Origin of the sequence: Rhodococcus sp. KRD175 (assembly GCF_017168275.1) — a bacterium.
GTDB classification, from domain to species: Bacteria; Actinomycetota; Actinomycetes; order Mycobacteriales; family Mycobacteriaceae; genus Rhodococcoides; species Rhodococcoides fascians.
Map to the genome: position 1 here is coordinate 425,529 of NZ_JABFAQ010000002.1, position 21,971 is coordinate 447,499.

Here is a 21,971-nt window from a genome sequence, read left to right on the forward strand (position 1 = left end):
GCTCAAGCCTCTACTTCGGATGGATCGGTACTGGGGGCTTGTTCGGTGCCGAACAGCGAGTCCTGCGGGGCTCGGTCACGCACGCTGACCATCACGTCTCGGTACCGAGCGATCACCGGCAGTACCAGCACGCCGCCGGACACGCTGTGTATCAACCGAAGTCGATGCAACAGCGCGATCGCTCGTATGCGCAGACCATCCCGGTCGGTCTGCCACTGCGCCGCGAACGTGCGACCGAATCGGTCCACGAGATCGTCGACGACCGAGACCAGCCAACTGTCCTCGATCAGCGGGTACTGTGTGCGCTCAGCCGAGTTCTCGACCGTCGTCGGATCGGCGGGAAATCCGAAATCGGCCAGGTCGCCGAAGATTCCGCCGCCGGGGATCGCGTCGTCCAGCTGTTCGACGAGTAGGTCGCTCGCAGGTAGCGGATGCGTTGTGAGCGCCGGAGCGTCGGGATCCACGACCCGATCGGAGATTTCTCCCGCGATGAGCAACGCCACCTGAGCGATCGTTCCGGTGCTGGGAAAGCGGTGGTCGGACAACCGTCCCGAGGTGTCGATGAGGGCCACGCCCTCGGCGCGACGCTCGGCAACGAGACCGGTGAGCAACTCGACGTCGGCGACGGTGCGCGAGGCGGTCAGGGCGGTGCGTGCGTCTCCGTCGAGATCGTCGAGATAGACGACGGGGTGTTCGACCAACGCTCGGCGTACCGCACGCAGCGTTTCCTTCGGGTCTGCCTCACGCCCGGACTCGATGTGTCCGAGATCGGAATCCTCGGGATCGATCGGGGCATCCGAGCCGGCCAGCAGGCCACGAATCGAACGCAGGTGCTGCACGGCACGCGGCGGCCGAAACATCGCGACGACCACCGATCGGTCGATGTCGTACAGGGCCTCACCGGCCGTCGGATTGTTCGCCCAGCCCGTGGCGTCGCCGTCGGCCAGCGAGATCGCACCACGCGTGGCCAGCCATCCGATCGCGTCGACGAATGCGTCTCGGTCGCTCGCGCGGTCGGTCGTGAGTTCGACGCCGTCCACCTGACTCGACTCCGTCGCCACGTGATCGGCGAGTTCGGACAGAGTGATCTGGTTTCCGGCCCGACCGAGCGCGGCAAGCGCCAGCGCCAGATACGCGTACCTGCGGCGGTCGAACACCCGCTCGGACGGCGTTCGCGCGGGTTGACTGTCGTCGAGACGATCGATCACGGGGAACAGACGCGCGGTCGTCTCGGTGACCTCGAAGCGGTAGCCGAACAGCTCCAGGAGATCCTCACGCAGTTCGGTTGCCCACCTGCGCAGCAGCGGTAACGCGATTCGATCGGGGTACGTCGCGGTGACCAGGTGGTTGGACAACGCGACTCGGGCAGCCCGCTGGTAGGAATCCAGCGCGAGCGAGGAGATTTCACGTGCTCTCACCGGCGGGCCACCTCACTGACGTCGAGGGCGAGGCGGTCCAGATGCAATCGGCCACGGCTGGTGCGCACGATCGTCGAACGGTCGCTGTCGCTCAGCGTCAGGCGCACGCCACTGTCCGATCCGGACGAGTCCGAGGTGCGTCCGCTCACGCGTACCCGGGCAGTCAACGCGGCGTTGAGCAGGCTCAGCAACACTTCGGTTTCCTGCTCGTTCAGAATGCGGTCGTGGATTCCGGCCGAGGCGAGCGACTGCGCCGCGGCACTGCGTGATCGCTGCGACTCGAGTTGCTGCTCGCGCAGTCGTCTGATGCCGCCGTCGTTGCGCTGTACCCGCCCTGGAACGCCGGGAGTCGGAGTGCGTCCGGTCTCGGCCAGCGTGCGCGAGATCTCGACCGGCGGTGCCTCCCACCATGATCGGGACATGGGGATGATGTCGGCGTCGGGATGGACCATCGACAGGTGCCGGGGTCGGCCGAGGCCGAACACGGCGTGAAACAGAGCATGTGCGCTGTCCTCGGTGGGAGCAGCAGCGAACCAGCCGGCGAGGTGACGCAGTTGGCTCTCGCGACTCACACCGCCCTTCCGAGTTTCGGTGACGCGCCGCAGCAGTGACAGCACAGCAGCGATCGCGCTCATCGTGCCCTCGCGGAGGCGCTCGGATTCGCTGAGCTCGGATTCGGCCGCGACGAACCAGTGCGACAACCCGGCCCATCGGTCGGTCCAGTCCGCTCGCCGTTCGTCGACGGAGAGAAAGACTCGTTCGTCGCTGATCGCGGCACGGTCGACGAGTTCCTCGATGCCGGTGCTCTCGACGAGTGCGATCGCTTCCGCCAACTTGGGGGCATAGCGGGTGAGATCGGAGCTGAACTCACGCATGTGCGTGAGCAGTGCATCCTTGTGCGCCAAGAACGATTCGGGCGTGATCTCGGTGGTGCGCACCAGGTCGCCCAGCACCAGATAGAAGTGGGCGGCGCGGGTCGCCATCTCCGACAACGTCGAATCGAGTCTGCTGAGCTTGCGGTAGATGCGGTCGCCGTCGGCCTGACGGTTCGCCTCGGCCAGCTCGTGCATGTCGGCCAGCAGCTCGGGCAGCACCAGCCGGGACAGCGAGGCGTCGTCCAGGCGCGCACCGAGCACGTCCTCGACCGCGCGGTAGGCCTTGTAGCCGGCCTGACCGAACTGGTAGACGAAGTGCCGGTTGCGGTATTCGGCGAGGGTCGCGGCGCGGGTGCCGTCGTAGCTGCGTTCGAGCAGACCCCAGGTGTGGAGTTGATCGAGCAGGGGTGCGATGTCCAGTGTGGTCAGCGCGTCGTGACGCCCGGGGCTACGAGCGATGAGATCGGCGACCTCGCCCGAGTGCAGCAACACCACGTAGTTCGCGCGAGCGGTGTCGAACGCCCGCAGTACTGCCAGGTATTCGGATCTTTTCTCGGCGACGGCGAACGAGAAGAGACCGAGACGGTCTTCCTCCACGAACGCATTCGCGGCACCCAGCCGTGCGTCCTCGCCTGATTCGGTCACTGGAACAGGGTAGGGGGTAGGAGTGGAGCCTGCGGAATGACCCTGGTGGGAGGAGTGGAGCCTGCGGAATGACCCTGGTGGGAGGAGTGGAGCCTGCGGAATGACCCTGGTGGGAGGAGGGGAGCCTGCGGAATGACCCGGGGGGTAGGAGTGCCAATTGTTCGACCGTGCCGGTTACAGCTCCACGATCACTTTTCCGTCCACCACGGCCGCGGGGTAGGTGCGCACCGGGTCGATGCCGCTCGGGCAGGTGCCGTCGTCGAGAGAGAAGGCGTATTGATGAAGTGGGCAGACGACTACGGACCCGTCGATCTGGCCGTCGGCCAGTGGTCCGCCCCGGTGCGGACAGACGGCGTCCATCGCCCGCACCGAGCCGTCACTTAGCAGGAACACCGCGACCTGTTTGCCATCCACGACGTAGGCCCGTCCCTCGCCGGGAGTCAGGTCTTCCAACGCTCCCACCGGGACGCTCATCGGACCGGCACCTGTGGCAGCGGGAGCAGTGGCAGCGAGGGTGCGAACTGCGCAGGCGATTTGGGTGCCGTGCGGTCCTGCCATGGGTCCACGTAGCCGTCGACCGATGTTTGCAGTCGCTCGTCGAGTCCGGCGACGATGCCGTCACGGTCGTCGATCAGAACGCTCTGCAGTTCCTCCAAGCCGACGCGCGGAACCCAGGCGTACGTCCGTTCGAGCCACTGCGCGTTCTCCCGATAGTGCTGGATGAATCTGCCTGCCACTGTCATCACCTCCTCGGCTCCCGTCACGGTGGCCAACAGATCTCCCTTGCGGATGTGAGCCCCGGCCGCGCCGCCGACGTAGATCTCCCACCTGTCCTCGCCGACCGAGACCACGCCGAAGTCCTTGCACAGCGCCTCCGAGCAGTTGCGCGGGCAGCCGGCGACCGCGAGTTTGAGTTTCGCGGGAGTCTCCAAGCCTTGGAACCGCTCTTCGAGCGCGATGCCGAGAGCCGTCGAGTCGCCGAGACCGAAGCGGCAGAAGTCGCTGCCCACACAGGTTTTCACCGTGCGCATGCTCTTGCCGTAGGCGAAGCCGGAGGGCATGTCCAGATCGCCCCACACCTTGGGTAGGTCTTCCTTCTTGATCCCGAGGAGGTCGATGCGCTGTCCGCCGGTGACCTTGACCAGCGGCACGTTGTACTTGTCGGCGACGTCGGCGATCTTGCGCAGTTGATCCGGGGTAGTGACGCCACCCTTCATCTGCGGTACCACCGAGAACGTGCCGTCCCGCTGAATGTTGGCGTGCACCCGGTCGTTGATGAACAGTGCGCCGCGCTCGTCCACCCAATCCGGACCCCAGACGGTGCGCAGCAGTGACGCCAGCGGCATCTTGGCGGCGGCGTCCTCGACGCCGTCGGTCGCAAGCGCCGTGAACACCTGCGAGACTGCCCGGAGGTCCCGCGATCTGATTGCTTCGATCAGTTCCGGCTTCGTCATCGGGATACACGGCACGTACCGGTCTGCGGTGGGGTCCGCTTCGACCGCGCCACCGGATGCGCACGCGATGATGTCTTTCACCAACCCCTTGCAGGACCCACATCCCTTGCCTGCTCGGGTCTTCGCGGTCACATCGCTCAGATTCTTGGCACCGGCGTGCACGCAGGCCACGATGGCGCCCTTGGTGACGCCGTTGCAGTTGCACACCTGAACGTCGTCTGCCAGCTCCGCGGCTCCTGTTGCCGCAGAGGGCGTTCCCATGTCGAAGAGCATGCTGATGCGCTCGTCGGGCAGCGGCACCTTCTCGTCGAACGCCTGGGTGAGAAAGTTGGCCTTGGAGATGTCGCCCAGCAGAGTGGCGCCGACGAGCTTGTTGTTCCGCACGATGACCGATTTGTACGTGCCACTGCGTGGTTCGTAGAACTGAACGAATTCGTCGTCGTCGCGCTCGGGCGCGGTGATCCCCATCGACGCGACGTCGACGCCGGCCACCTTGAGCTTGGTCGTCAGACGCGAACCGTGATACGCGGCAGCGGGATCGGCACCGGTGAGTACATCGGCCAGGACAGCGGCCTGCTCCCAGAGGGGCGCGACGAGGCCGTACACCTCACCGCGGTGCTGACAGCATTCGCCGACGGCATAGATGGAACCCTCGTCCTCGCAACGTAATTGGTCGTCGACGACGATTCCGCGTTCGATGACCAGGCCGCCGGCGCGGGCGAAATCGACACTGGGCCGAATTCCGGCGGTCACGACGACCATGTCGGCGTCCAGCGAGGTGCCGTCGTTGAAACCGACGCCGATGACGGTACCGTCGTCCGACCGCAACACCGAGGTGGTTCTCTTCGAGGTGTGGACACCGACGCCGAGCGACTCGATCTTGTTGCGCAACACCCGTCCACCGCGCTCGTCGAGCTGCTGGTTCATCAGGTGCCCGGGGGAGTGCACCACGTTCACGTCCAGCCCCTGCGTCCGCAGTCCGTACGCTGCTTCGAGACCGAGCAGTCCGCCGCCGATCACCACCGCCGACACGTCGTCGCGCGACTGCGCCATCTGCAACATGCCGTTGGTGTCGGCGATCGTGCGGAATCCGAACACCCCACGTGCCAGTCTGCCGTCGGACTCGCGCAGACCGTCCATGTTCGGGAAGAACGTGTTGCTACCGGTGGCAATGATCAGTACGTCGTAGTCGACGGACCGACCGCTTTCGCAGACAACTGTTTTGGAGAACCGGTCGAGCGACACCGCTCGATCGCCCACGTGCAACGTCACGCCGTTCTCGCTGTACCAACTCATGGGGTTGAGAACGAGATCCTCGTCGTCGACGGTGGCCTCACCGGACAGCACGTGGGAGAGCATGATGCGGTTGTAATTGCCGTACGGTTCGTCGCCGATCATCGTGATCTCGAACAGCGAGCTGCCGTCTCGCTCGAGGATCTGTTCGACCGTCCGGGCACCGGCCATTCCGTTGCCGATCACCAGCAATCGCTGTCTTCCCGCAGTCATCAGACCAGCACCAGACCGAAGTCGACGACGACCTCTCCGTTGGTTCCGGCGGGGGCCGCGATCACCAGCTCGAGCACGGTATCGGGATCGACGTCCTCGACGACCCGCAACGGAATGTTGACGCCGCTCTTGGCCCCCATCGGGAACATACGCATCGGGCTGCCGTCGCGCAGCAAGGTCACGACCACCAGTTCATCGCTCGAATTACCGCCCCGGAAGTACAGCGGCTGAGCCGTCACCCCCTCGGGGACGACGAAACTCAGGCTGGGATCGATCAACTCGGGCTTGTCCAGACCGTTGCCGGTGAAGGAGAAGACGCCTTGCAGAAATCGCGGTGTGCTGGCCATACCCACGAGGCTCCGGTGTCGGGGTGACGCCACCGCTGCGGTGACGTTACGTCGGCATCAGAAAGACCTCACCGGCTCCCGGCTCCTCGTGTGCGTTCGGGTCAGAGCCCGAAGTTGCCCGGGCCGCGCCGCCGGAGGTACTTCTCGAACTCGGCGGCGATGGCGTCGCCGTCGATCTTGGCGATCGCATCGGACATGTCCACCTCGGCGTCACCACGCTCCTCGAGGCTGCGCACGTATTCGCTGATCTCCTCGTCCTCTTTGGTCATCTCGTTGACCGCCTCCTCCCACTCCTCGGCCTGCGTGGGCAGCTCTCCGAGCGGCACCTCGATGTCGAGTACGTCTTCGACCCGCTGCAGCAACGCCACGGTGGCCTTCGGATTCGGTGGCTGCGACACGTAATGGGGGACAGCAGCCCAGAACGACACGGCCGGCACACCTGCCTTGACACATTCGTCCTGCAGAACGCCGGTGATACCGGTGGGCCCCTCGTAGCGGGTCTGCTCGAGGTTGAACTGTTCGGCCGACTCGGTGCTGTAGGCAGTGCCGGTGACCGGGACGGGCCTGGTGTGCGGGGTGTCCGCCAGCAGCGCGCCGAGAATGACGACAGTTTCGACGCCCAGCTGCTCGACGAACTCGAGCAGGTCGTCGCAGAAGCTGCGCCACCGCATGTTGGGCTCGATACCGCGCAACAGGACCACGTCACGGTCGCTGCCGGGCGGTGAACACACCGACAATCGAGTCGACGGCCACTCGATCTCGCGGGTGACCCCGTCGACCTGACGAACGGTCGGCCGATTGACCTGGTAGTCGTAGTAGTCCTCGGAGTCCAGCTCGGCCAGTGGGCTGGCGTCCCAGATCAGCTCCAGATGTTCGACCGCGCCGCTCGCCGCATCGCCTGCGTCGTTCCAGCCCTCAAAAGCGGCGACCAGTATGGGGGAGCGCAGCTCGGGAATGTCGTCGTTCAGATCGTCCTCGTCGTAGTCGGCGTCGGCGTCTGTGGCGTTCGCCACAGCATCCTGCACGGCCTCGATCAGCGCGGCGTCCAAGGGGATGTCCGCGTCGGCACCTGATTTGTCCATTTTGTCGGTACCGTCGTCGGGCGGGGACTGATCATCGAGGTTTCGGGGACTCACCACGACAGCCTACGACTCGAGGTAACCGTGGTGCCCACTACTCTGTAGTGATGCCCGATCAACACAAGCCCGGTCTGCTCGATGCGATTTCACGTCGCGTTGTCATCGGCGACGGAGCAATGGGCACGATGCTCCAGGACGCCGACCTCACTCTCGACGACTTTCTCGGCCTCGAGGGATGCAACGAGATTCTGAACCACACCAGGCCCGACGTGCTGCGCGAGATTCATCGCGAGTACTTCGCGGCCGGCGCAGACGCCGTGGAAACGAACACGTTCGGATGCAACCTGCCCAACCTGGCCGATTACGACATCGAGGATCGAATCCGCGAGTTGGCCGAGAAAGGCACCCGGCTCGCCCGCGAGACTGCGGACGAAATGGGACCCGGCCGCGACGGGATGGATCGGTACGTCCTGGGTTCCATGGGCCCCGGAACCAAGCTCCCCACACTCGGCCACGCCCCGTTCGCACGGCTGCGCGATGCGTATACGGAGGCTGCGCTCGGAATGATCGACGGCGGTGCCGACGCCATTCTGGTCGAGACGTGCCAGGACCTACTGCAGGTCAAGGCCGCGATCATCGGTAGCCAGCACGCCATGGACAAGCTCGGCGTCCGAATCCCGATCATCACCCATGTGACGGTCGAGACGACGGGCGCAATGCTGGTCGGCAGCGAGATCGGTGCAGCCCTCACCGCGCTCGAACCGCTGGGCATCGACATGATCGGACTGAACTGCGCCACCGGCCCCGCCGAGATGAGCGAACACCTGCGCCACCTGTCCAAGCATTCCCGTCTTCCGGTATCGGTGATGCCCAATGCCGGACTGCCGACGTTGGGCGCGAAGGGTGCCGAATACCCACTGACCGCCCCCGAATTGGCCGACGCTCTGAGCGGTTTCGTCCGCGAGTACGGGCTGGCACTCGTCGGCGGATGCTGCGGCACCACCCCCGAGCACATTCGTCAGGTTGCCGACATGGTGCACGGGGCGACGAAGCTGGAACGGCAGCCGGCCCCGGAGCCAGGCGTCTCCTCGCTCTACACCGCCGTGCCGTTCGAGCAGGACGCCAGCATCCTGATGATCGGTGAGCGCACCAACTCCAACGGCTCCAAGGCATTTCGTGACGCGATGCTCGCCGAGGACTACGAGAAGTGCCTCGACATCGCCAAGGATCAGACCCGCGACGGCGCGCACATGTTGGACCTCAACGTCGACTACGTCGGCCGCGACGGTGCCGCCGACATGGCCGCACTCGCCAGCAGATTGGCGACTGCGTCGACGCTGCCGATCATGCTCGACTCCACCGAACCGGCCGTGCTCGAGGCCGGCCTCGAGCACCTCGGCGGACGTAGCGCCGTCAACTCGGTCAACTACGAGGACGGCGACGGGCCCGACTCGCGGTTCCAGAAGATCATGCGTCTGGTCAAGGAACACGGTGCCGCCGTCGTCGCTCTGACCATCGACGAGGAGGGGCAGGCGCGTACTGCCGAATGGAAGGTGCGTGTCGCCGATCGCCTGATCACCGACATCACCGAGAACTGGGGCCTGCGCCACGAGGACATCATCGTCGACACCCTCACCTTCCCGATCTCCACCGGCCAGGAAGAGGTTCGACGCGACGGCATCGAGACCATCGAGGCGATCCGGCAGCTCAAGGAGAAGTATCCGAAGGTGCACACCACCCTCGGGTTGTCGAACATCTCGTTCGGCCTCAATCCTGCTGCCCGGCAGGTGCTCAACTCGGTCTTTCTGCACGAGTGCACCCAGGCCGGCCTCGACACCGCCATCGTGCACGCGTCGAAGATCCTGCCGATGAACAAGATTCCCGACGAGCAACGCGAGACCGCTCTGGATCTGGTGTACGACCGCCGCCGTGAAGGCTACGACCCGTTGCAGAAGCTCATGCAGCTGTTCGAGGGCGTCTCGGCAGCATCGGCCCGGGAATCGCGCGCCGAGGAACTGGGTCGGCTGCCGTTGTTCGAGCGGCTCGAACGCCGCATCGTCGACGGCGAACGCAACGGCCTCGACACAGATCTGGACGCCGCGATGGCCGAGAAGCCGCCTCTCGAGATCATCAACGAGACGTTGCTGTCGGGCATGAAGACCGTCGGCGAGCTGTTCGGTTCCGGCCAGATGCAGTTGCCGTTCGTGCTCGCGTCCGCCGAGGTGATGAAGGCTGCCGTGGCGTACTTGGAGCCACACATGGAGGCCACCGACGACGACGGCAAGGGTCGAATCGTGCTCGGTACCGTCAAGGGCGATGTGCACGACATCGGCAAGAACCTCGTCGACATCATCCTGAGCAACAACGGCTACGAGGTGGTCAATCTCGGTATCAAGCAGCCGATTTCGACCATTCTCGAAGCCGCGTTGGACAAACGCGCAGACGTGATCGGCATGTCCGGGTTGCTGGTGAAGTCGACGGTGGTCATGAAGGACAACCTGATCGAGCTCAACTCCCGCGGCGTGGCGGAGCAATTTCCGGTGCTCCTCGGCGGCGCTGCTTTGACGCGGTCGTACGTCGAGAACGATCTGCAGGACGTGTACGAAGGCGACGTGCACTATGCGCGGGACGCGTTCGAAGGCCTGCGTTTGATGGACACCATCATGACCACCAAGCGCGGCGGCGGTCCGGCCCCCGACAGCCCCGAGGCGCTCGCCGCGAAAGCCAAGGCTGCCGAACGCAAAGAGCGCCACGAACGGTCGAAGCGCATCGCGGAGAAGCGCAAGGCCGCCGAGGCTCCGGTCGTGGTACCCGAGCGATCCGACGTCGCCGCGGACATCGACATTCCGGTACCGCCGTTCTGGGGCACCCGCATCGTCCGAGGCGTGTCCCTCGCCGACTACTCGGGCCTGCTCGACGAACGTGCCCTGTTCCTGGGGCAGTGGGGGCTGCGAGGAGCCCGCAAGGGCGAGGGCGCGACCTACGAGGATCTGGTGGAGTCGGAAGGCAAACCGCGCCTTCGGTATTGGCTGGATCGGCTCAGTACGGACGGCATTCTCGCGCACGCCGCATTGGTGTACGGATACTTCCCGGCCGTTTCGGAGGGCGACGACGTCGTCGTGCTCACCGAGCCCGAACCCGATGCGCCCGAACGCTTTCGGTTCACGTTCCCGCGTCAGCACCGCGACCGCTTCCTCTGCATCGCGGACTTCGTCCGATCACGCACTGCGGCAAGGGAATCCGGGCAAGTCGACGTGCTGCCGATGAACCTGGTCACCATGGGGCAGCCCATCGCGGACTTCGCGAACGAATTGTTCGCAGCCGACGCGTACCGCGACTACCTCGAGGTGCACGGGATCGGAGTTCAGCTGACCGAGGCTCTCGCCGAATACTGGCATCGCCGAGTGCGCGAGGAACTGAAACTGTCCGACGGCAAATCGGTCGCCGCGGAGGATCCCACCGAGGCCGAGGGGTACTTCAAACTCGAATACCGCGGAGCTCGTTACTCGTTCGGCTACGGGGCATGCCCCGATCTCGAGGACCGGATCAAGCTCGCCGCACTCCTCGAACCCGAGCGAATCGGCGTCAAGCTCTCCGAGGAACTGCAGCTGCACCCCGAACAGTCGACCGATGCGTTCGTACTTCACCACCCGGAGGCCAAGTACTTCAATGTCTAGAACCCACCTGCACGGTGTCCTGTGGGACATGGACGGCACCCTGCTCGACTCGGAGAAGATCTGGGACGTGGCCATCGGTGAGTACTCCCGCACACTGGGAACCGAACTCAGCGCGGAAGTACGCGAGAGCACCCTCGGCAATTCGATGCGAGACGCCTTGCGCAAAGTGCTGGCCAATGCATCGGTTGCGGTCACCGACGACAACCTGGCCGAGGGCCGCGAGTGGTTGACCACGCGCGTCGGCGACATGTTCGCCGAAGGTATTCCGTGGCGGCCCGGTGCCAAGGATGCTCTTGCACTCGTACGCGACATGGGCCTGGCGACCGGATTGGTCACCAACACCGAACGTGGGCTCGTCGAGCGTGCACTGGAGACACTCGGGCGCGACTACTTCGACATCACCGTCAGCGGCGACGAGGTCGAGTTCGGGAAACCGCACCCGGCGCCGTACCTGCGGGGTGCCGCGCTGCTCGGCGTCGACGTCGGTGCCTGCCTTGCAGTGGAGGATTCTCCGACAGGTTCCCTGTCCGCACATACTGCAGGCTGCCCGGTACTGGTCGTCCCGTCTGAGGTGGCTGTTCCGGCAGCGCCGGGATACACCATCCGCGACGGTCTGGTCGGACTGACCGCCGACGACGTCCGGCGGGCCTGGGCGGCCTGACTCCTCGAATCTCGACCGAATTGATTCCGCTGGATACCGACGTGAAAGAATACGAATCCGTGAAGACTTTCGATTCCCTGTTCGCCGAGCTCACCGACCGCGCGAAGACCCGCCCCGAGGGCTCGGGCACCGTCGCTGCGTTGGACGCAGGTGTTCATTTCCAGGGAAAGAAGGTCCTCGAAGAGGCCGGCGAGGTGTGGATCGCCGCCGAACACGAGAGCGACGCTGCACTCGCCGAAGAAATTTCGCAGCTGCTGTACTGGGTTCAGGTCATGATGGTGGGTAGGGGAATCGAGCTCGAGGACGTCTACCGACATCTGTGAGGCAAGGCCCGAACGTCTCCTGTGAACTCACCGATGAAGGAAAACTCCATGCTGCGTGTAGCCGTACCCAACAAGGGCGCGTTGTCCGAATCCGCCGCCGAGATCCTCAGCGAGGCCGGCTACCGGCGTCGGAGCGACTCCAAGGATCTGACCGTCCTCGACCCGGCCAACGGGGTCGAATTCTTCTTTCTCCGTCCCAAGGACATTGCCATCTACGTCGGGTCGGGCCAGCTCGATCTGGGCATCACCGGACGAGACCTGGCTCTCGATTCCGGGGCAGCGGTCGAAGAGCGCCTGGCGCTCGGATTCGGCCGGTCGACGTTCCGCTACGCGGCACCCGCGGGCAAGGAATGGGCACCCGAGGACTTGGGCGGACTGCGCATCGCCACCTCGTACCCCAATCTCGTGCGTAAGGACCTGGCCGAGCGCGGCTTGGAGGCCACGGTGATCCGTCTCGACGGGGCCGTGGAGATTTCCATTCAACTCGGTGTCGCCGACGCCATCGCGGACGTGGTCGAGTCGGGTCGCTCACTGCGTCAGAACAATCTCGTCGCGTTCGGCGAATCTTTGTGCGATTCCGAGGGTGTTCTCATCGAGCGCGCAGGCACGCCGGGCACCGACTCCGCACGCAAGCAGTTGATCGCTCGCGTACAGGGCGTCGTCTTCGCCCAGCAGTACCTGATGCTCGATTACGACTGCCCCAAGTCGATCCTCGACGAAGCCGTCAAGATCACCCCCGGCATCGAATCACCTACGCTCGCACCGATGGTCGACGACAACTGGGTTGCCGTGCGCGCCATGGTCTCTCGCAAGGTCCACAACAACGTGATGGACGAGCTCGCGGAACTGGGCGCGAAAGCCATTCTCGCCTCCGACATCAGGTCCTGCCGAGCGTTCTGAGTGCGTGGCGGAACGCCCGTCGTTCCGCCACGATCACGCGCGTCGGCGAACCAGCACTGTTTGCGCGATGCGCCCGACCGGCCCCAGTTCGTCACTGAGGGTGCCTGCGCACATGGCGATGCCGTCCGGACCCGTCGACGTCTCGGCCGACACTCCGATCCAGTCACCCTGGGGTTCGCGGAAGACGTGCACCGTCAGATCGGTGTTCAGGAACGTCCACTGCTCGATCGGCAATTTCGCACCCACACCGTTGGCGATGTCGGCAATCGAGAACAGCCGTTCCAGTGGCGTCATCGACTCACCCTGCACCAGAACGGGAGTCGGCTTCGCCCACACTTCACCGGGCCCCGCTGCGCCGAGCTCGGTGAGAAACTTGAACTCGACCGCGTCGAGGTATCCGGAGGTCCAGAGTCCGCCGAAGGTGCTGTCGACGCCGGCGCTCACCGGTCGCATCACCGAATCTCCCACGTGCACGACGTCGTCGGTGGGCTCGGTACGCATACGCCATGCGCTGCCCCGCGCCACCGCTCGCGCCGGCCCCGCTGATCCTCGAGCCCACAGTTCGGCGACGACGAGTTCGACATTAGCGCCCGGCCGCGCCGTCCATGCGCGAATCGTGATGTCCGACACCGGAACAGGTCCGAGAATGTCGACGACCACCCGGCTGATTCGAGTATCGGGTCTGGCGTCGACCCGCTCGAGTGCGCGGACCAACAACGCGGACGGCGGAGCGCCGTGCTGCATCGTCGGTGCCCACAGGCTGACGGTGTGCTCGGTCGCGGTGACGATCTCGTAACCGTCGTCGTCGACACCGGCAGGAACGAAGAAGGCGTCCGGACTCGTCACAGCTCCGTCTCCTCCTGCTCCGCAGCCGCCTGCGGCCAACCGGGGTACGGCGGGGGAGTGCCGCCGAACTCGGGGCACAGTGCCCGGTGATCGCACCACTTGCACAGTGCGCCTTTCTTGGCGCGGAAGTCGCCGGTCTCACCGGCCGCCAGAATCGCCTTCCAGATGGCCGAGAGCATGCGCTCGAAGCGCAGCAGCTCACCCTCGTCCGGTGCGTATGTCAGCTCCTGCTTGTCGGCGAGGTACATCAACTTCAGTTGCGCGGGAACGACTCCGCGCATGCGCATGATCATCAGCGCATAGAATTTCATCTGGAACAGAGCCTTGGATTCGGTGAACTCACGCGGCGCACGTCCGGTCTTGTAATCGACGACGCGAATCATTCCGTTGGGTGCGACGTCGATCCGGTCGATGAATCCGCGCAGCGGCGTTCCGTCGTCCAACGCGATCTCGACGCGCTGTTCGCAGGACTCGGGATCGAAGTGCGTGGGATCTTCGAGTTCGTAGTACCCGTCCACCAGGGCACGAGCCCGGTCGAGAAACGCCGGACGGTCGTCCGCCGGAACCAGCGACGCGATGTCGGGTGACTCGGCCACGACCCGATCCCAGGCCGGGTCCACCAGGTCGCGCGCAGTGGTGGGCACTCGATCGCGGGCAGGGAGTGCGTACAGGGCCTCGAGTGCGGCATGCACCACAGTTCCCTTCACCTGTGCCTCGGTGGAGACCTCGGGAAGCCGGTCCACGGCACGGAAGCGATACAACAGTGGGCACTGCTTGAAATCACCTGCGCGAGAAGGAGACAGAGCCGGGGTACTGCGGTTGCCGGACCTCGAACGCGGTACGTCGGCGCTGTCACCGACATCGAGAAGAGGTAAGTCGATGGGGCTCGACACGGAAATACTCACGACTGCGAGACTATGCCGCTGGTCCGACATCTTCGGTGAAGGCCGTAGTCTGGCACGTCGAGTCGTCCCCCGACGCCCGCCGATCGAGGCCGAGCGTCACATCGCAACGAAAGCAGGTCCGCTGTGTCCTCCGGTGATTCCACATCCGCGTCGACCGACGGATTCGAGGCCGACGCCGCGTTCGACGCCACGGTCGACGCATCGCTGCCCAGTGCGGACGACGTGGTCACTGCCACGACCGACGAGATCGAACTCGACCCGAATGTCACGTCCGGCGCGGAGGCCACTCCAGCTGCCGACGCCACAGCTGCAGACGCACCGGCGGAGACCGGTCCCGCCCGCAGTGGGCCGTTTCGAGTGGGCGATCGAGTTCAGCTCACCGACGGCAAGGGTCGTCACTACACGGTGGTACTGGAAGCCGGTAAGGAATTCCATACTCACCGCGGCGGCATCACTCACGACAAACTGCTCGGTGCCGACGAGGGCAGCGTCGTCACCTCCGTCAACGGCACCCCCTACCTCGCGCTGCGGCCGCTGCTGACCGACTACGTGCTCTCGATGCCCCGCGGTGCCCAGGTGATCTACCCCAAGGACGCGGCGCAGATCGTGCACGAGGGTGACATGTTCCCCGGCGCACGGGTGCTCGAGGCCGGTGCAGGATCCGGCGCTCTGACGTGCTCACTGCTGCGTGCAGTCGGTACAGCAGGAACGGTCATCTCCTACGAGATCCGGCAGGACCACGCCGACTATGCCGTGAAGAACGTCGAGACGTTCTTCGGCGAGCGCCCGTCGAACTGGCACCTGACCGTGGCAGACGTCGACCAGTTCGGTGTCGATCGTCCGGGTGAGCAGGTCGATCGGGTGGTCCTGGACATGCTCGCGCCGTGGGACGCGTTGCCCGCGGTGTCCAAGGCCCTCGTCCCCGGTGGGGTGCTGCTGGTCTACGTGGCCACGGTGACGCAGCTGTCCAAGGTCGTCGAGGCGCTACGCGCACAGGAGTGCTGGACCGAACCTCGATCGTGGGAGTCGATGGTTCGCGGCTGGCACGTGGTGGGTCTCGCGGTTCGCCCCGAGCACCGCATGCAGGGACACACGGCATTCCTCGTCAGCGTTCGACGCCTCGCCGAGGGCACCGTGACCCCGAAACCGCAGCGTCGTTCCGGTAAGGGCTGACGCTGCAGGCTCGGCTGCCGACTCAGACGCAGGGTGCCTGGCCCATGGCCAGGATCTGGCACGTGCTGGCGTCCGACAGCTTCCAGGTGCCATCGATCAGCACCCAGGTCTGCGGTGCCGGAGCCGCGGTCCCGCGTGGAGTGGCGATGGCGACGTCCGCGGTGGACGTCTCACCGGCGACGGTCGGTTCCGACACCTCGAAGGTGATCGCTCCGTAGTTCGCCAGTGCGGCGGTCATCGTCTCCAGGTTCGTCAGGCGCGCCTGACCGTTCTCCACTGCCGCAGCCTTGGTCGCTGCGTCCACGTCCGGTGCGACCAGCTGCTGCAGCGAGGTCTGCAATTCGGCGACGGTAGGTGCTGTGACAGCCGGCCCGGCGGTGGTCGTCGGCATGGAGTCGCTGGTCGACGCGGAATTGTGATCGGCGTGATCGGATTCATCGCTCGAACTGCATCCTGCACCCACCAGAGCCACCGCGGCTACTGCGACGCTTGCCGAGAGAATACGCATTTTCACTGGTGAGGCCCCTGATTCCGTCGTCTGTCGATCGATTGGTCAGGTGAGGCTAACATGAACTGGGATGGCCTTTCGAGGCCGCCGAGCAGAGTGGATGCCGACCCCGTTCGAGGTGTCGGTCCGCATCTCCGCGCCGCTGCCGGTAGCGTTGATAGATCGTCACTGGGAGGAGTCGCTCATGAGCTCAACAGACAATCCGGATGTGGCCGCGGCCAGAGCCGAACTGGACGCCGTGCGAGCCGAAGTCGCGTCGCTACGGCGCCAACTGGGGGAGTCCCCCGAGCAGGTACGCGAGCTCGAGGGCCGGGTCGATTCCTTGTCGCTGCGCAACACGAAGTTGCTCGACACTCTCAAGGAGGCCCGACAACAGCTCATCGCGCTGCGCGAGGAGGTGGACCGTCTCGGTCAACCGCCGAGCGGATACGGCGTCCTGCTGAGCGTGTTCGAGGACGGCACAGTCGACGTGTTCACGTCCGGTCGGAAGATGCGACTGACGTGCTCACCCAACATCGAGGCCGACACGCTCGCTCCGGGACAGACCGTGCGGTTGAACGAGGCGTTGACCATCGTCGAGGCGTGCACCTTCGATCAGGTCGGCGAGATCAGCACTCTCCGAGAGCTTCTGGGGGATGGATCGCGCGCTCTCGTCGTCGGACATGCCGACGAGGAACGGGTGGTCTGGCTGGCCAAACCGTTGATCGACATGGTCAACGACGACGGACCGGTCGACCCGGACGAGCCGTCACGGAAGCTCCGTCCCGGGGATTCGCTGCTGGTCGACACCAAGGCCGGCTACGCGTTCGAGCGCGTTCCCAAGGCCGAGGTGGAGGATCTCGTTCTCGAGGAGGTTCCGGACGTCGGATACGAGGACATCGGCGGTCTCGGTCGACAGATCGAGCAGATTCGGGACGCCGTAGAGCTGCCGTTCCTGCACAAGGATCTGTTCCGAGAGTACTCACTGCGTCCGCCGAAGGGCGTGCTGCTGTACGGCCCTCCCGGGTGTGGAAAGACGTTGATCGCCAAGGCCGTTGCCAACTCGCTGGCCAAGAAGATCGCCGAGGCACGTGGCCAGGATGCGCGGGAGGCGAAGTCGTTCTTCCTCAACATCAAGGGCCCCGAGCTGCTCAACAAGTTCGTCGGTGAGACCGAGCGTCACATCCGCATGATCTTTCAGCGGGCACGAGAGAAGGCGTCCGAGGGCACCCCGGTCATCGTGTTCTTCGACGAGATGGACTCGATCTTCCGTACCCGCGGCTCCGGCGTCTCGTCCGACGTGGAGACGACGGTCGTTCCGCAGCTGCTCGCCGAGATCGACGGTGTCGAAGGCCTAGAGAACGTCATCGTGATCGGTGCGTCCAATCGCGAGGACATGATCGACCCGGCGATCCTGCGACCCGGCCGACTCGACGTGAAGATCAAGATCGAGCGTCCCGACGCCGAATCGGCACAGGACATCTTCTCGAAGTACCTGACCGATTCGCTTCCGGTCAACGCCGACGACGTCGCCGAGTTCGGCGGCGATCGCGCGGCGTGCATCCGGGGCATGATCGATCGCGTCGTCGAGCGCATGTACGCCGAGAGTGACGACAATCGGTTCCTCGAGGTCACCTACGCCAACGGGGACAAGGAAGTTCTGTATTTCAAGGACTTCAACTCCGGGGCCATGATCCAGAACATCGTCGACCGGGCAAAGAAGTACGCCATCAAGTCGGTTCTCGAAACCGGAAACGCCGGACTGCGGATTCAGCACCTTTTCGATTCCATCGTCGACGAGTTCGCGGAGAACGAAGATCTGCCGAACACCACGAATCCGGACGACTGGGCTCGGATCTCGGGCAAGAAGGGCGAGCGAATCGTCTACATTCGCACGTTGGTCACCGGCAAGAACGCCAGCGCGAGCCGGGCGATCGACACCGAGGCCAATACCGGTCAGTACCTGTAGATCCACCGCTGGGCAGTTTTCGGGGCGCGTCCGCACAGGGCGCGCCCCGAACTGCATCCGTCGGCCGTCTAGGCTCGACTTATGCAGCGCATCATCGGTATCGAGGTCGAGTACGGCATTTCTTCACCGACCGAACCCACCGCCAACCCGATCCTGACGTCCACCCAGGCGGTGTTGGCGTACGCGGCAGCCGCAGGAGTGCCCCGCGCCAAGCGCACCCGCTGGGACTACGAGGTGGAATCACCGCTGCGCGATGCACGAGGCTTCGATCTCGGACGGTTCAGCGGACCGGCTCCGGTCATCGATGCCGACGAAATCGGTGCGGCGAACATGATTCTCACCAACGGTGCCCGCCTGTACGTCGATCACGCGCACCCCGAGTACTCGGCCCCGGAGGTGCGGGACCCACTGGACGCGGTGATCTGGGACAAGGCAGGCGAACGCGTCATGGAAGCGGCCGCACGGCACGCGTCGAGCGTCCCAGGGGCTCCGCGCCTGCAGCTGTACAAGAACAACGTCGACGGCAAGGGCGCGTCGTACGGCACGCACGAGAACTATCTGATGTCGCGTGAGACACCGTTCTCGGCGGTGATCGCGGGGCTCTCGCCGTTCTTCGCCTCCAGGCAAGTCATCACCGGCTCCGGGCGAGTCGGTATCGGCCAGTCGGGCGACGAGGCCGGGTTCCAGCTCTCGCAGCGAGCGGACTACATCGAGGTGGAGGTCGGACTGGAGACCACCCTCAAGCGCGGCATCATCAACACCAGGGACGAACCGCACGCAGACGCAGACAAGTACCGACGTCTGCACTGCATCATCGGCGACGCCAACCTGGCGGAGATGTCGACCTACCTCAAGGTGGGAACCACGGCCCTCGTGCTCGACCTCATCGAGGCGGGCGTCGACCTGTCGGATCTGCAGCTGGCCAGGCCGGTCACGGCTGTCCATCAGATCAGCCACGATCCCACCCTGCGCAAGGCCGTGGCACTCGCCGACGGCCGCGAACTGACGGGCCTTGCGCTGCAGCGGATCTACCACCAGCGGGCGGCGAAGTTCGTGGCTGCCGAGGGCAGCGACGACGCACGAGCACTGGACGTGCTCGACAAGTGGGCGATGGTGCTGGACCTGCTCGAGCGCGATCCCATGGAGTGCGCGCATCTGCTGGACTGGCCGGCGAAATTGCGACTGCTCGAAGGGTTCCGACAGCGTGAGGGCCTCGGCTGGTCCGCTCCGCGGCTGCACCTGGTGGACCTGCAGTATTCCGATGTTCGCCTCGACAAGGGGCTCTACAACAGGTTGGTCGCCCGCGGTTCGATGGATCGTCTCGTCACCGAGCAGCAAGTTCTCGATGCGGTCGGCACACCGCCCGACGACACGAGGGCCTACTTCCGCGGCGAATGCCTGCGCAAATTCGGTGCCGACATCGCCGCGGCGAGCTGGGACTCGGTCATCTTCGATCTCGGTGGCGATTCGTTGGTACGGATTCCGACGCTCGAGCCGTTGCGGGGAACGAAATCCCACGTCGGTGCCCTGCTGGAGTCCGTGGACAGTGCAGCGGAACTGGTCGACCAGCTCACCACCTGATCGTCCAGGGCATTCGAATGGGTCGTTCGGCGGTGTCTTGCCAACCGGCGAGGTCGGACTGTCGGTAGGGTAAAGGTCCGTGCACTTTCGGCGGAACGTTCGGTAGCACTTGCACATCCACGCCGGTGCGCCTCGGATGACCCGGCGACCGTGCAGTAGATCTGTTTTCTCGATACACAGAGGAGGTCGGCGACTATGGCTCAGGAGCAGACACGGCGCTCGGGCGGCGGCGGCGACGACGAGGTCCCAGGCGACACGGGGGCCGGTGGCCAGGAACGGCGCGAGAAGTTGGCCGAGGAGACCGACGATCTTCTCGACGAGATCGACGACGTTCTCGAGGAGAATGCCGAGGACTTCGTCCGCGCCTACGTTCAGAAGGGCGGCCAGTGACGGTGGATCGTTCGGACCCACGGTCGGCAGGCGACGGACCGGCGATTCCGCTGGGGTCCAGTAGCTCGTCCTTCTCCGACTACCTCCGTCAGCACGCCCCGCACCTGCTGCCGGAGAGCGGCCTCGCCGCGGACCTGGCGTCCCACGCCGCCAACGGCACCACCGACAAGTCCGGCATCGCTCCGCACGGTACGACGATCGTCGCCCTCACCTACGCGGGCGGGGTGCTGATCGCCGGTGATCGGCGCGCCACTCAGGGCAATCTGATCGCCAACCGTGACATGCAGAAGGTCTACGTCACCGACGAGTACTCCGCTGCGGGCATTGCCGGAACTGCGGGTATCGCAATCGAATTGGTTCGTCTGTTCGCTGTCGAACTCGAGCACTACGAGAAGATCGAGGGCGTGCCGCTCACCTTCAACGGCAAGGCCAACAAGTTGTCGTCGATGGTTCGGAGCAATCTGGGTGCGGCGATGCAGGGACTGGCTGCGGTGCCGTTGCTGGTCGGATTCGACATCGACATCTCCGATCCCGACAGAGCCGGACGCATCGTGTCGTACGACGTGGTCGGCGGGCGTTACGAGGAGCGGTCGGGCTATCACGCAGTGGGTTCGGGCTCGTTGTTCGCCAAATCCGCGCTCAAGAAGTTGTACCGCCCCGGAATGTCCGAGGACGAGGCGCTTCGGGCTGCAGTCGAGTCGCTGTACGACGCCGCCGACGACGACTCGGCCACCGGTGGTCCCGATGTCACCCGCGGCATCTACCCGACGGCAGTTGCCATCACGAGCGTCGGTGCGGACGACGTCGCGCACGATCGCATATCGGCTGCGGCCCGATCGGTTCTGGCAGAACGAACCGAGAGCGCAGCACACACCGGCGGCACGGACCACCACACCCGAGCAGGCCAGGAAGTCAGCGAAGGGGGTAGCGCGCTATGACGATGCCGTATTACGCATCTGCCGAACAGATCATGCGCGATCGTTCGGAATTGGCGCGCAAGGGAATCGGCCGCGGCCGCAGCGTCATCGTGCTGGCGTATGCCGACGGGGTCCTGTTCGTCGCCGAGAATCGCTCGACCGCGCTGCACAAGGTCAGTGAGCTCTACGACCGCATCGGTTTCGCTGCCGTCGGCAAGTACAACGAGTTCGAGAACCTACGCAAGGCCGGCATCCAGCACGCAGACATCAAGGGATACACCTACGATCGACGCGATGTCACCGGCCGGTCGTTGGCGAAGACCTACGCCCAGGCACTGGGCACCATCTTCACCGAGCAGCTCAAGCCGTACGAGGTCGAGATCTGCGTCGCCGAGGTGTCCCATCAGGACGAGCCGATGGCCACGCAGCTGTACCGCATCACGTACGACGGCTCCATCGTCGACGAACAGGATTTCGTCGTCATGGGCGGTACCACCGAGCCCATCGTGGCCGCGCTGAAGGATACGTACCGGTCCGGCCTCGGGTTGGCGGACGCAGTTCGTATCGCCGTCGACGCGCTCACCGCCGGTCCGACGTCGCCTGCGACTGCCGGTGCCGAGCCCGAGAAGAAGGTTCTCGAGGTGTCGGCCCTGGAGGTGGCCGTCCTGGATCAGGGGCGACCGCGTCGAGCGTTCCGGCGTATCGCCGGAGCTGCTCTGGCGGATATGTTGCCCGCATCGGCACCGTCCGCGACCGGCGACGGCTCCTCGGAGCCGGAGACTCCGCAGTAGTCCCCACACTTCGGATCGAGGTCGACG

The 21,971-nt window shown here is 65.1% G+C and carries 19 protein-coding genes; 10 read left to right on the forward strand and 9 right to left on the reverse strand.

Annotated features, from left to right (window positions below; all coding sequences use genetic code 11):
- Positions 1-2: 2 nt before the first annotated feature.
- The 6 genes from J1M81_RS02625 to J1M81_RS02650 all read right to left on the reverse strand — a co-directional run bounded on the left by J1M81_RS02625 (position 3) and on the right by J1M81_RS02650 (position 7,327).
- Positions 3-1,418, reverse strand: a complete 1,416-nt coding sequence (locus J1M81_RS02625; RefSeq protein ID WP_032370531.1) for a DUF2398 family protein — start codon at positions 1,416-1,418, stop codon at positions 3-5.
- On the reverse strand, positions 1,415-2,890 hold the full coding sequence (locus J1M81_RS02630) for a TIGR02677 family protein (protein WP_308051208.1): 1,476 nt from the start codon (positions 2,888-2,890) through the stop codon (positions 1,415-1,417). The genes J1M81_RS02625 and J1M81_RS02630 overlap by 4 nt, the downstream gene beginning before the upstream one ends.
- Positions 2,891-3,112: 222 nt before the next feature.
- Entirely contained in the window at positions 3,113-3,412 is a 300-nt protein-coding gene (locus tag J1M81_RS02635) for a Rieske 2Fe-2S domain-containing protein (protein ID WP_032400754.1), read from the reverse strand.
- Positions 3,409-5,898, reverse strand: a complete 2,490-nt coding sequence (gene nirB / locus J1M81_RS02640; RefSeq protein WP_032365799.1) for a nitrite reductase large subunit NirB — start codon at positions 5,896-5,898, stop codon at positions 3,409-3,411. The genes J1M81_RS02635 and nirB overlap by 4 nt, the downstream gene beginning before the upstream one ends.
- Positions 5,898-6,245: a hypothetical protein gene (locus J1M81_RS02645; RefSeq protein ID WP_032365800.1), complete on the reverse strand. Its 348-nt coding sequence runs from the start codon at positions 6,243-6,245 to the stop codon at positions 5,898-5,900. Before J1M81_RS02645 ends, nirB begins: the two co-directional genes overlap by 1 nt.
- A gap of 101 nt (positions 6,246-6,346) precedes the next feature.
- Entirely contained in the window at positions 6,347-7,327 is a 981-nt protein-coding gene (locus J1M81_RS02650) for a PAC2 family protein (RefSeq protein WP_230073645.1), read from the reverse strand.
- A 104-nt stretch (positions 7,328-7,431) separates the two neighbouring features.
- Between J1M81_RS02650 and metH the strand changes: the two genes are divergently transcribed.
- The 4 genes from metH to hisG are packed head-to-tail and all read left to right on the forward strand — an operon-like array spanning position 7,432 to position 12,885.
- Complete coding sequence (gene metH, locus J1M81_RS02655) at positions 7,432-11,001, forward strand: methionine synthase (protein ID WP_032365802.1); 3,570 nt, start codon at positions 7,432-7,434, stop codon at positions 10,999-11,001.
- Positions 10,994-11,662: an HAD family phosphatase gene (locus tag J1M81_RS02660; protein ID WP_032365803.1), complete on the forward strand. Its 669-nt coding sequence runs from the start codon at positions 10,994-10,996 to the stop codon at positions 11,660-11,662. The genes metH and J1M81_RS02660 overlap by 8 nt, the downstream gene beginning before the upstream one ends.
- 59 nt (positions 11,663-11,721) lie before the next feature.
- A complete protein-coding gene (locus J1M81_RS02665; protein WP_027497080.1) occupies positions 11,722-11,985 on the forward strand; it encodes a phosphoribosyl-ATP diphosphatase in 264 nt (87 codons plus the stop codon).
- A gap of 48 nt (positions 11,986-12,033) precedes the next feature.
- Positions 12,034-12,885: an ATP phosphoribosyltransferase gene (gene hisG, locus J1M81_RS02670; RefSeq protein WP_032372777.1), complete on the forward strand. Its 852-nt coding sequence runs from the start codon at positions 12,034-12,036 to the stop codon at positions 12,883-12,885.
- Positions 12,886-12,918: 33 nt separating this feature from the next.
- Here the strand turns inward: hisG and J1M81_RS02675 are convergent, their stop codons facing one another.
- Both J1M81_RS02675 and J1M81_RS02680 read right to left on the reverse strand, forming a co-directional pair.
- A complete protein-coding gene (locus tag J1M81_RS02675; RefSeq protein ID WP_032365804.1) occupies positions 12,919-13,731 on the reverse strand; it encodes a thioesterase family protein in 813 nt (270 codons plus the stop codon).
- A complete protein-coding gene (locus J1M81_RS02680) occupies positions 13,728-14,624 on the reverse strand; it encodes a RecB family exonuclease (RefSeq protein WP_371828014.1) in 897 nt (298 codons plus the stop codon). The genes J1M81_RS02675 and J1M81_RS02680 overlap by 4 nt, the downstream gene beginning before the upstream one ends.
- Before the next feature lie 369 nt (positions 14,625-14,993).
- On the opposite strand from J1M81_RS02680, the gene J1M81_RS02685 reads away from it, so the two are divergent.
- Positions 14,994-15,809 (forward strand): tRNA (adenine-N1)-methyltransferase, encoded by an 816-nt coding sequence (locus J1M81_RS02685; protein WP_045841903.1) that lies wholly within the window; start codon positions 14,994-14,996, stop codon positions 15,807-15,809.
- 22 nt (positions 15,810-15,831) lie between these two features.
- On the opposite strand, the gene J1M81_RS02690 is transcribed toward J1M81_RS02685, so the two are convergent.
- Complete coding sequence (locus J1M81_RS02690) at positions 15,832-16,317, reverse strand: hypothetical protein (RefSeq protein WP_032365805.1); 486 nt, start codon at positions 16,315-16,317, stop codon at positions 15,832-15,834.
- Between the two features lie 184 nt (positions 16,318-16,501).
- Between J1M81_RS02690 and arc the strand changes: the two genes are divergently transcribed.
- The 5 genes from arc (at position 16,502) to prcA (ending at position 21,944) form a co-directional block, all read left to right on the forward strand.
- Positions 16,502-18,265 (forward strand): proteasome ATPase, encoded by a 1,764-nt coding sequence (gene arc / locus J1M81_RS02695; RefSeq protein ID WP_032365854.1) that lies wholly within the window; start codon positions 16,502-16,504, stop codon positions 18,263-18,265.
- A gap of 81 nt (positions 18,266-18,346) precedes the next feature.
- Positions 18,347-19,846 carry a depupylase/deamidase Dop gene (gene dop, locus J1M81_RS02700; protein ID WP_027497085.1) on the forward strand — a complete coding sequence of 500 codons (1,500 nt, stop codon included), beginning with the start codon at positions 18,347-18,349 and terminating at the stop codon, positions 19,844-19,846.
- Between the two features lie 195 nt (positions 19,847-20,041).
- Entirely contained in the window at positions 20,042-20,236 is a 195-nt protein-coding gene (locus tag J1M81_RS02705; RefSeq protein ID WP_027497086.1) for a ubiquitin-like protein Pup, read from the forward strand.
- Positions 20,233-21,174, forward strand: a complete 942-nt coding sequence (gene prcB / locus J1M81_RS02710) for a proteasome subunit beta (RefSeq protein ID WP_027497087.1) — start codon at positions 20,233-20,235, stop codon at positions 21,172-21,174. The genes J1M81_RS02705 and prcB overlap by 4 nt, the downstream gene beginning before the upstream one ends.
- A complete protein-coding gene (gene prcA / locus J1M81_RS02715) occupies positions 21,171-21,944 on the forward strand; it encodes a proteasome subunit alpha (protein ID WP_027497088.1) in 774 nt (257 codons plus the stop codon). Before prcB ends, prcA begins: the two co-directional genes overlap by 4 nt.
- Positions 21,945-21,971: the final 27 nt, after the last annotated feature.

What these genes read in the sequence shown, in the direction of transcription:
- J1M81_RS02635 (WP_032400754.1), bottom strand. Translation starts at nt 3,412, where the DNA reads ATGAGCGTCCCGGTGGGAGCGTTGGAAGACCTGACTCCCGGCGAGGGA.
- nirB (WP_032365799.1), bottom strand. Translation starts at nt 5,898, where the DNA reads ATGACTGCGGGAAGACAGCGATTGCTGGTGATCGGCAACGGAATGGCC.
- J1M81_RS02645 (WP_032365800.1), bottom strand. Translation starts at nt 6,245, where the DNA reads ATGGCCAGCACACCGCGATTTCTGCAAGGCGTCTTCTCCTTCACCGGC.
- J1M81_RS02650 (WP_230073645.1), bottom strand. Translation starts at nt 7,327, where the DNA reads ATGGACAAATCAGGTGCCGACGCGGACATCCCCTTGGACGCCGCGCTG.
- metH (WP_032365802.1), top strand. Translation starts at nt 7,432, where the DNA reads ATGCCCGATCAACACAAGCCCGGTCTGCTCGATGCGATTTCACGTCGC.
- J1M81_RS02660 (WP_032365803.1), top strand. Translation starts at nt 10,994, where the DNA reads ATGTCTAGAACCCACCTGCACGGTGTCCTGTGGGACATGGACGGCACC.
- hisG (WP_032372777.1), top strand. Translation starts at nt 12,034, where the DNA reads ATGCTGCGTGTAGCCGTACCCAACAAGGGCGCGTTGTCCGAATCCGCC.
- J1M81_RS02690 (WP_032365805.1), bottom strand. Translation starts at nt 16,317, where the DNA reads ATGCGTATTCTCTCGGCAAGCGTCGCAGTAGCCGCGGTGGCTCTGGTG.
- arc (WP_032365854.1), top strand. Translation starts at nt 16,502, where the DNA reads ATGAGCTCAACAGACAATCCGGATGTGGCCGCGGCCAGAGCCGAACTG.
- dop (WP_027497085.1), top strand. Translation starts at nt 18,347, where the DNA reads ATGCAGCGCATCATCGGTATCGAGGTCGAGTACGGCATTTCTTCACCG.
- J1M81_RS02705 (WP_027497086.1), top strand. Translation starts at nt 20,042, where the DNA reads ATGGCTCAGGAGCAGACACGGCGCTCGGGCGGCGGCGGCGACGACGAG.
- prcA (WP_027497088.1), top strand. Translation starts at nt 21,171, where the DNA reads ATGACGATGCCGTATTACGCATCTGCCGAACAGATCATGCGCGATCGT.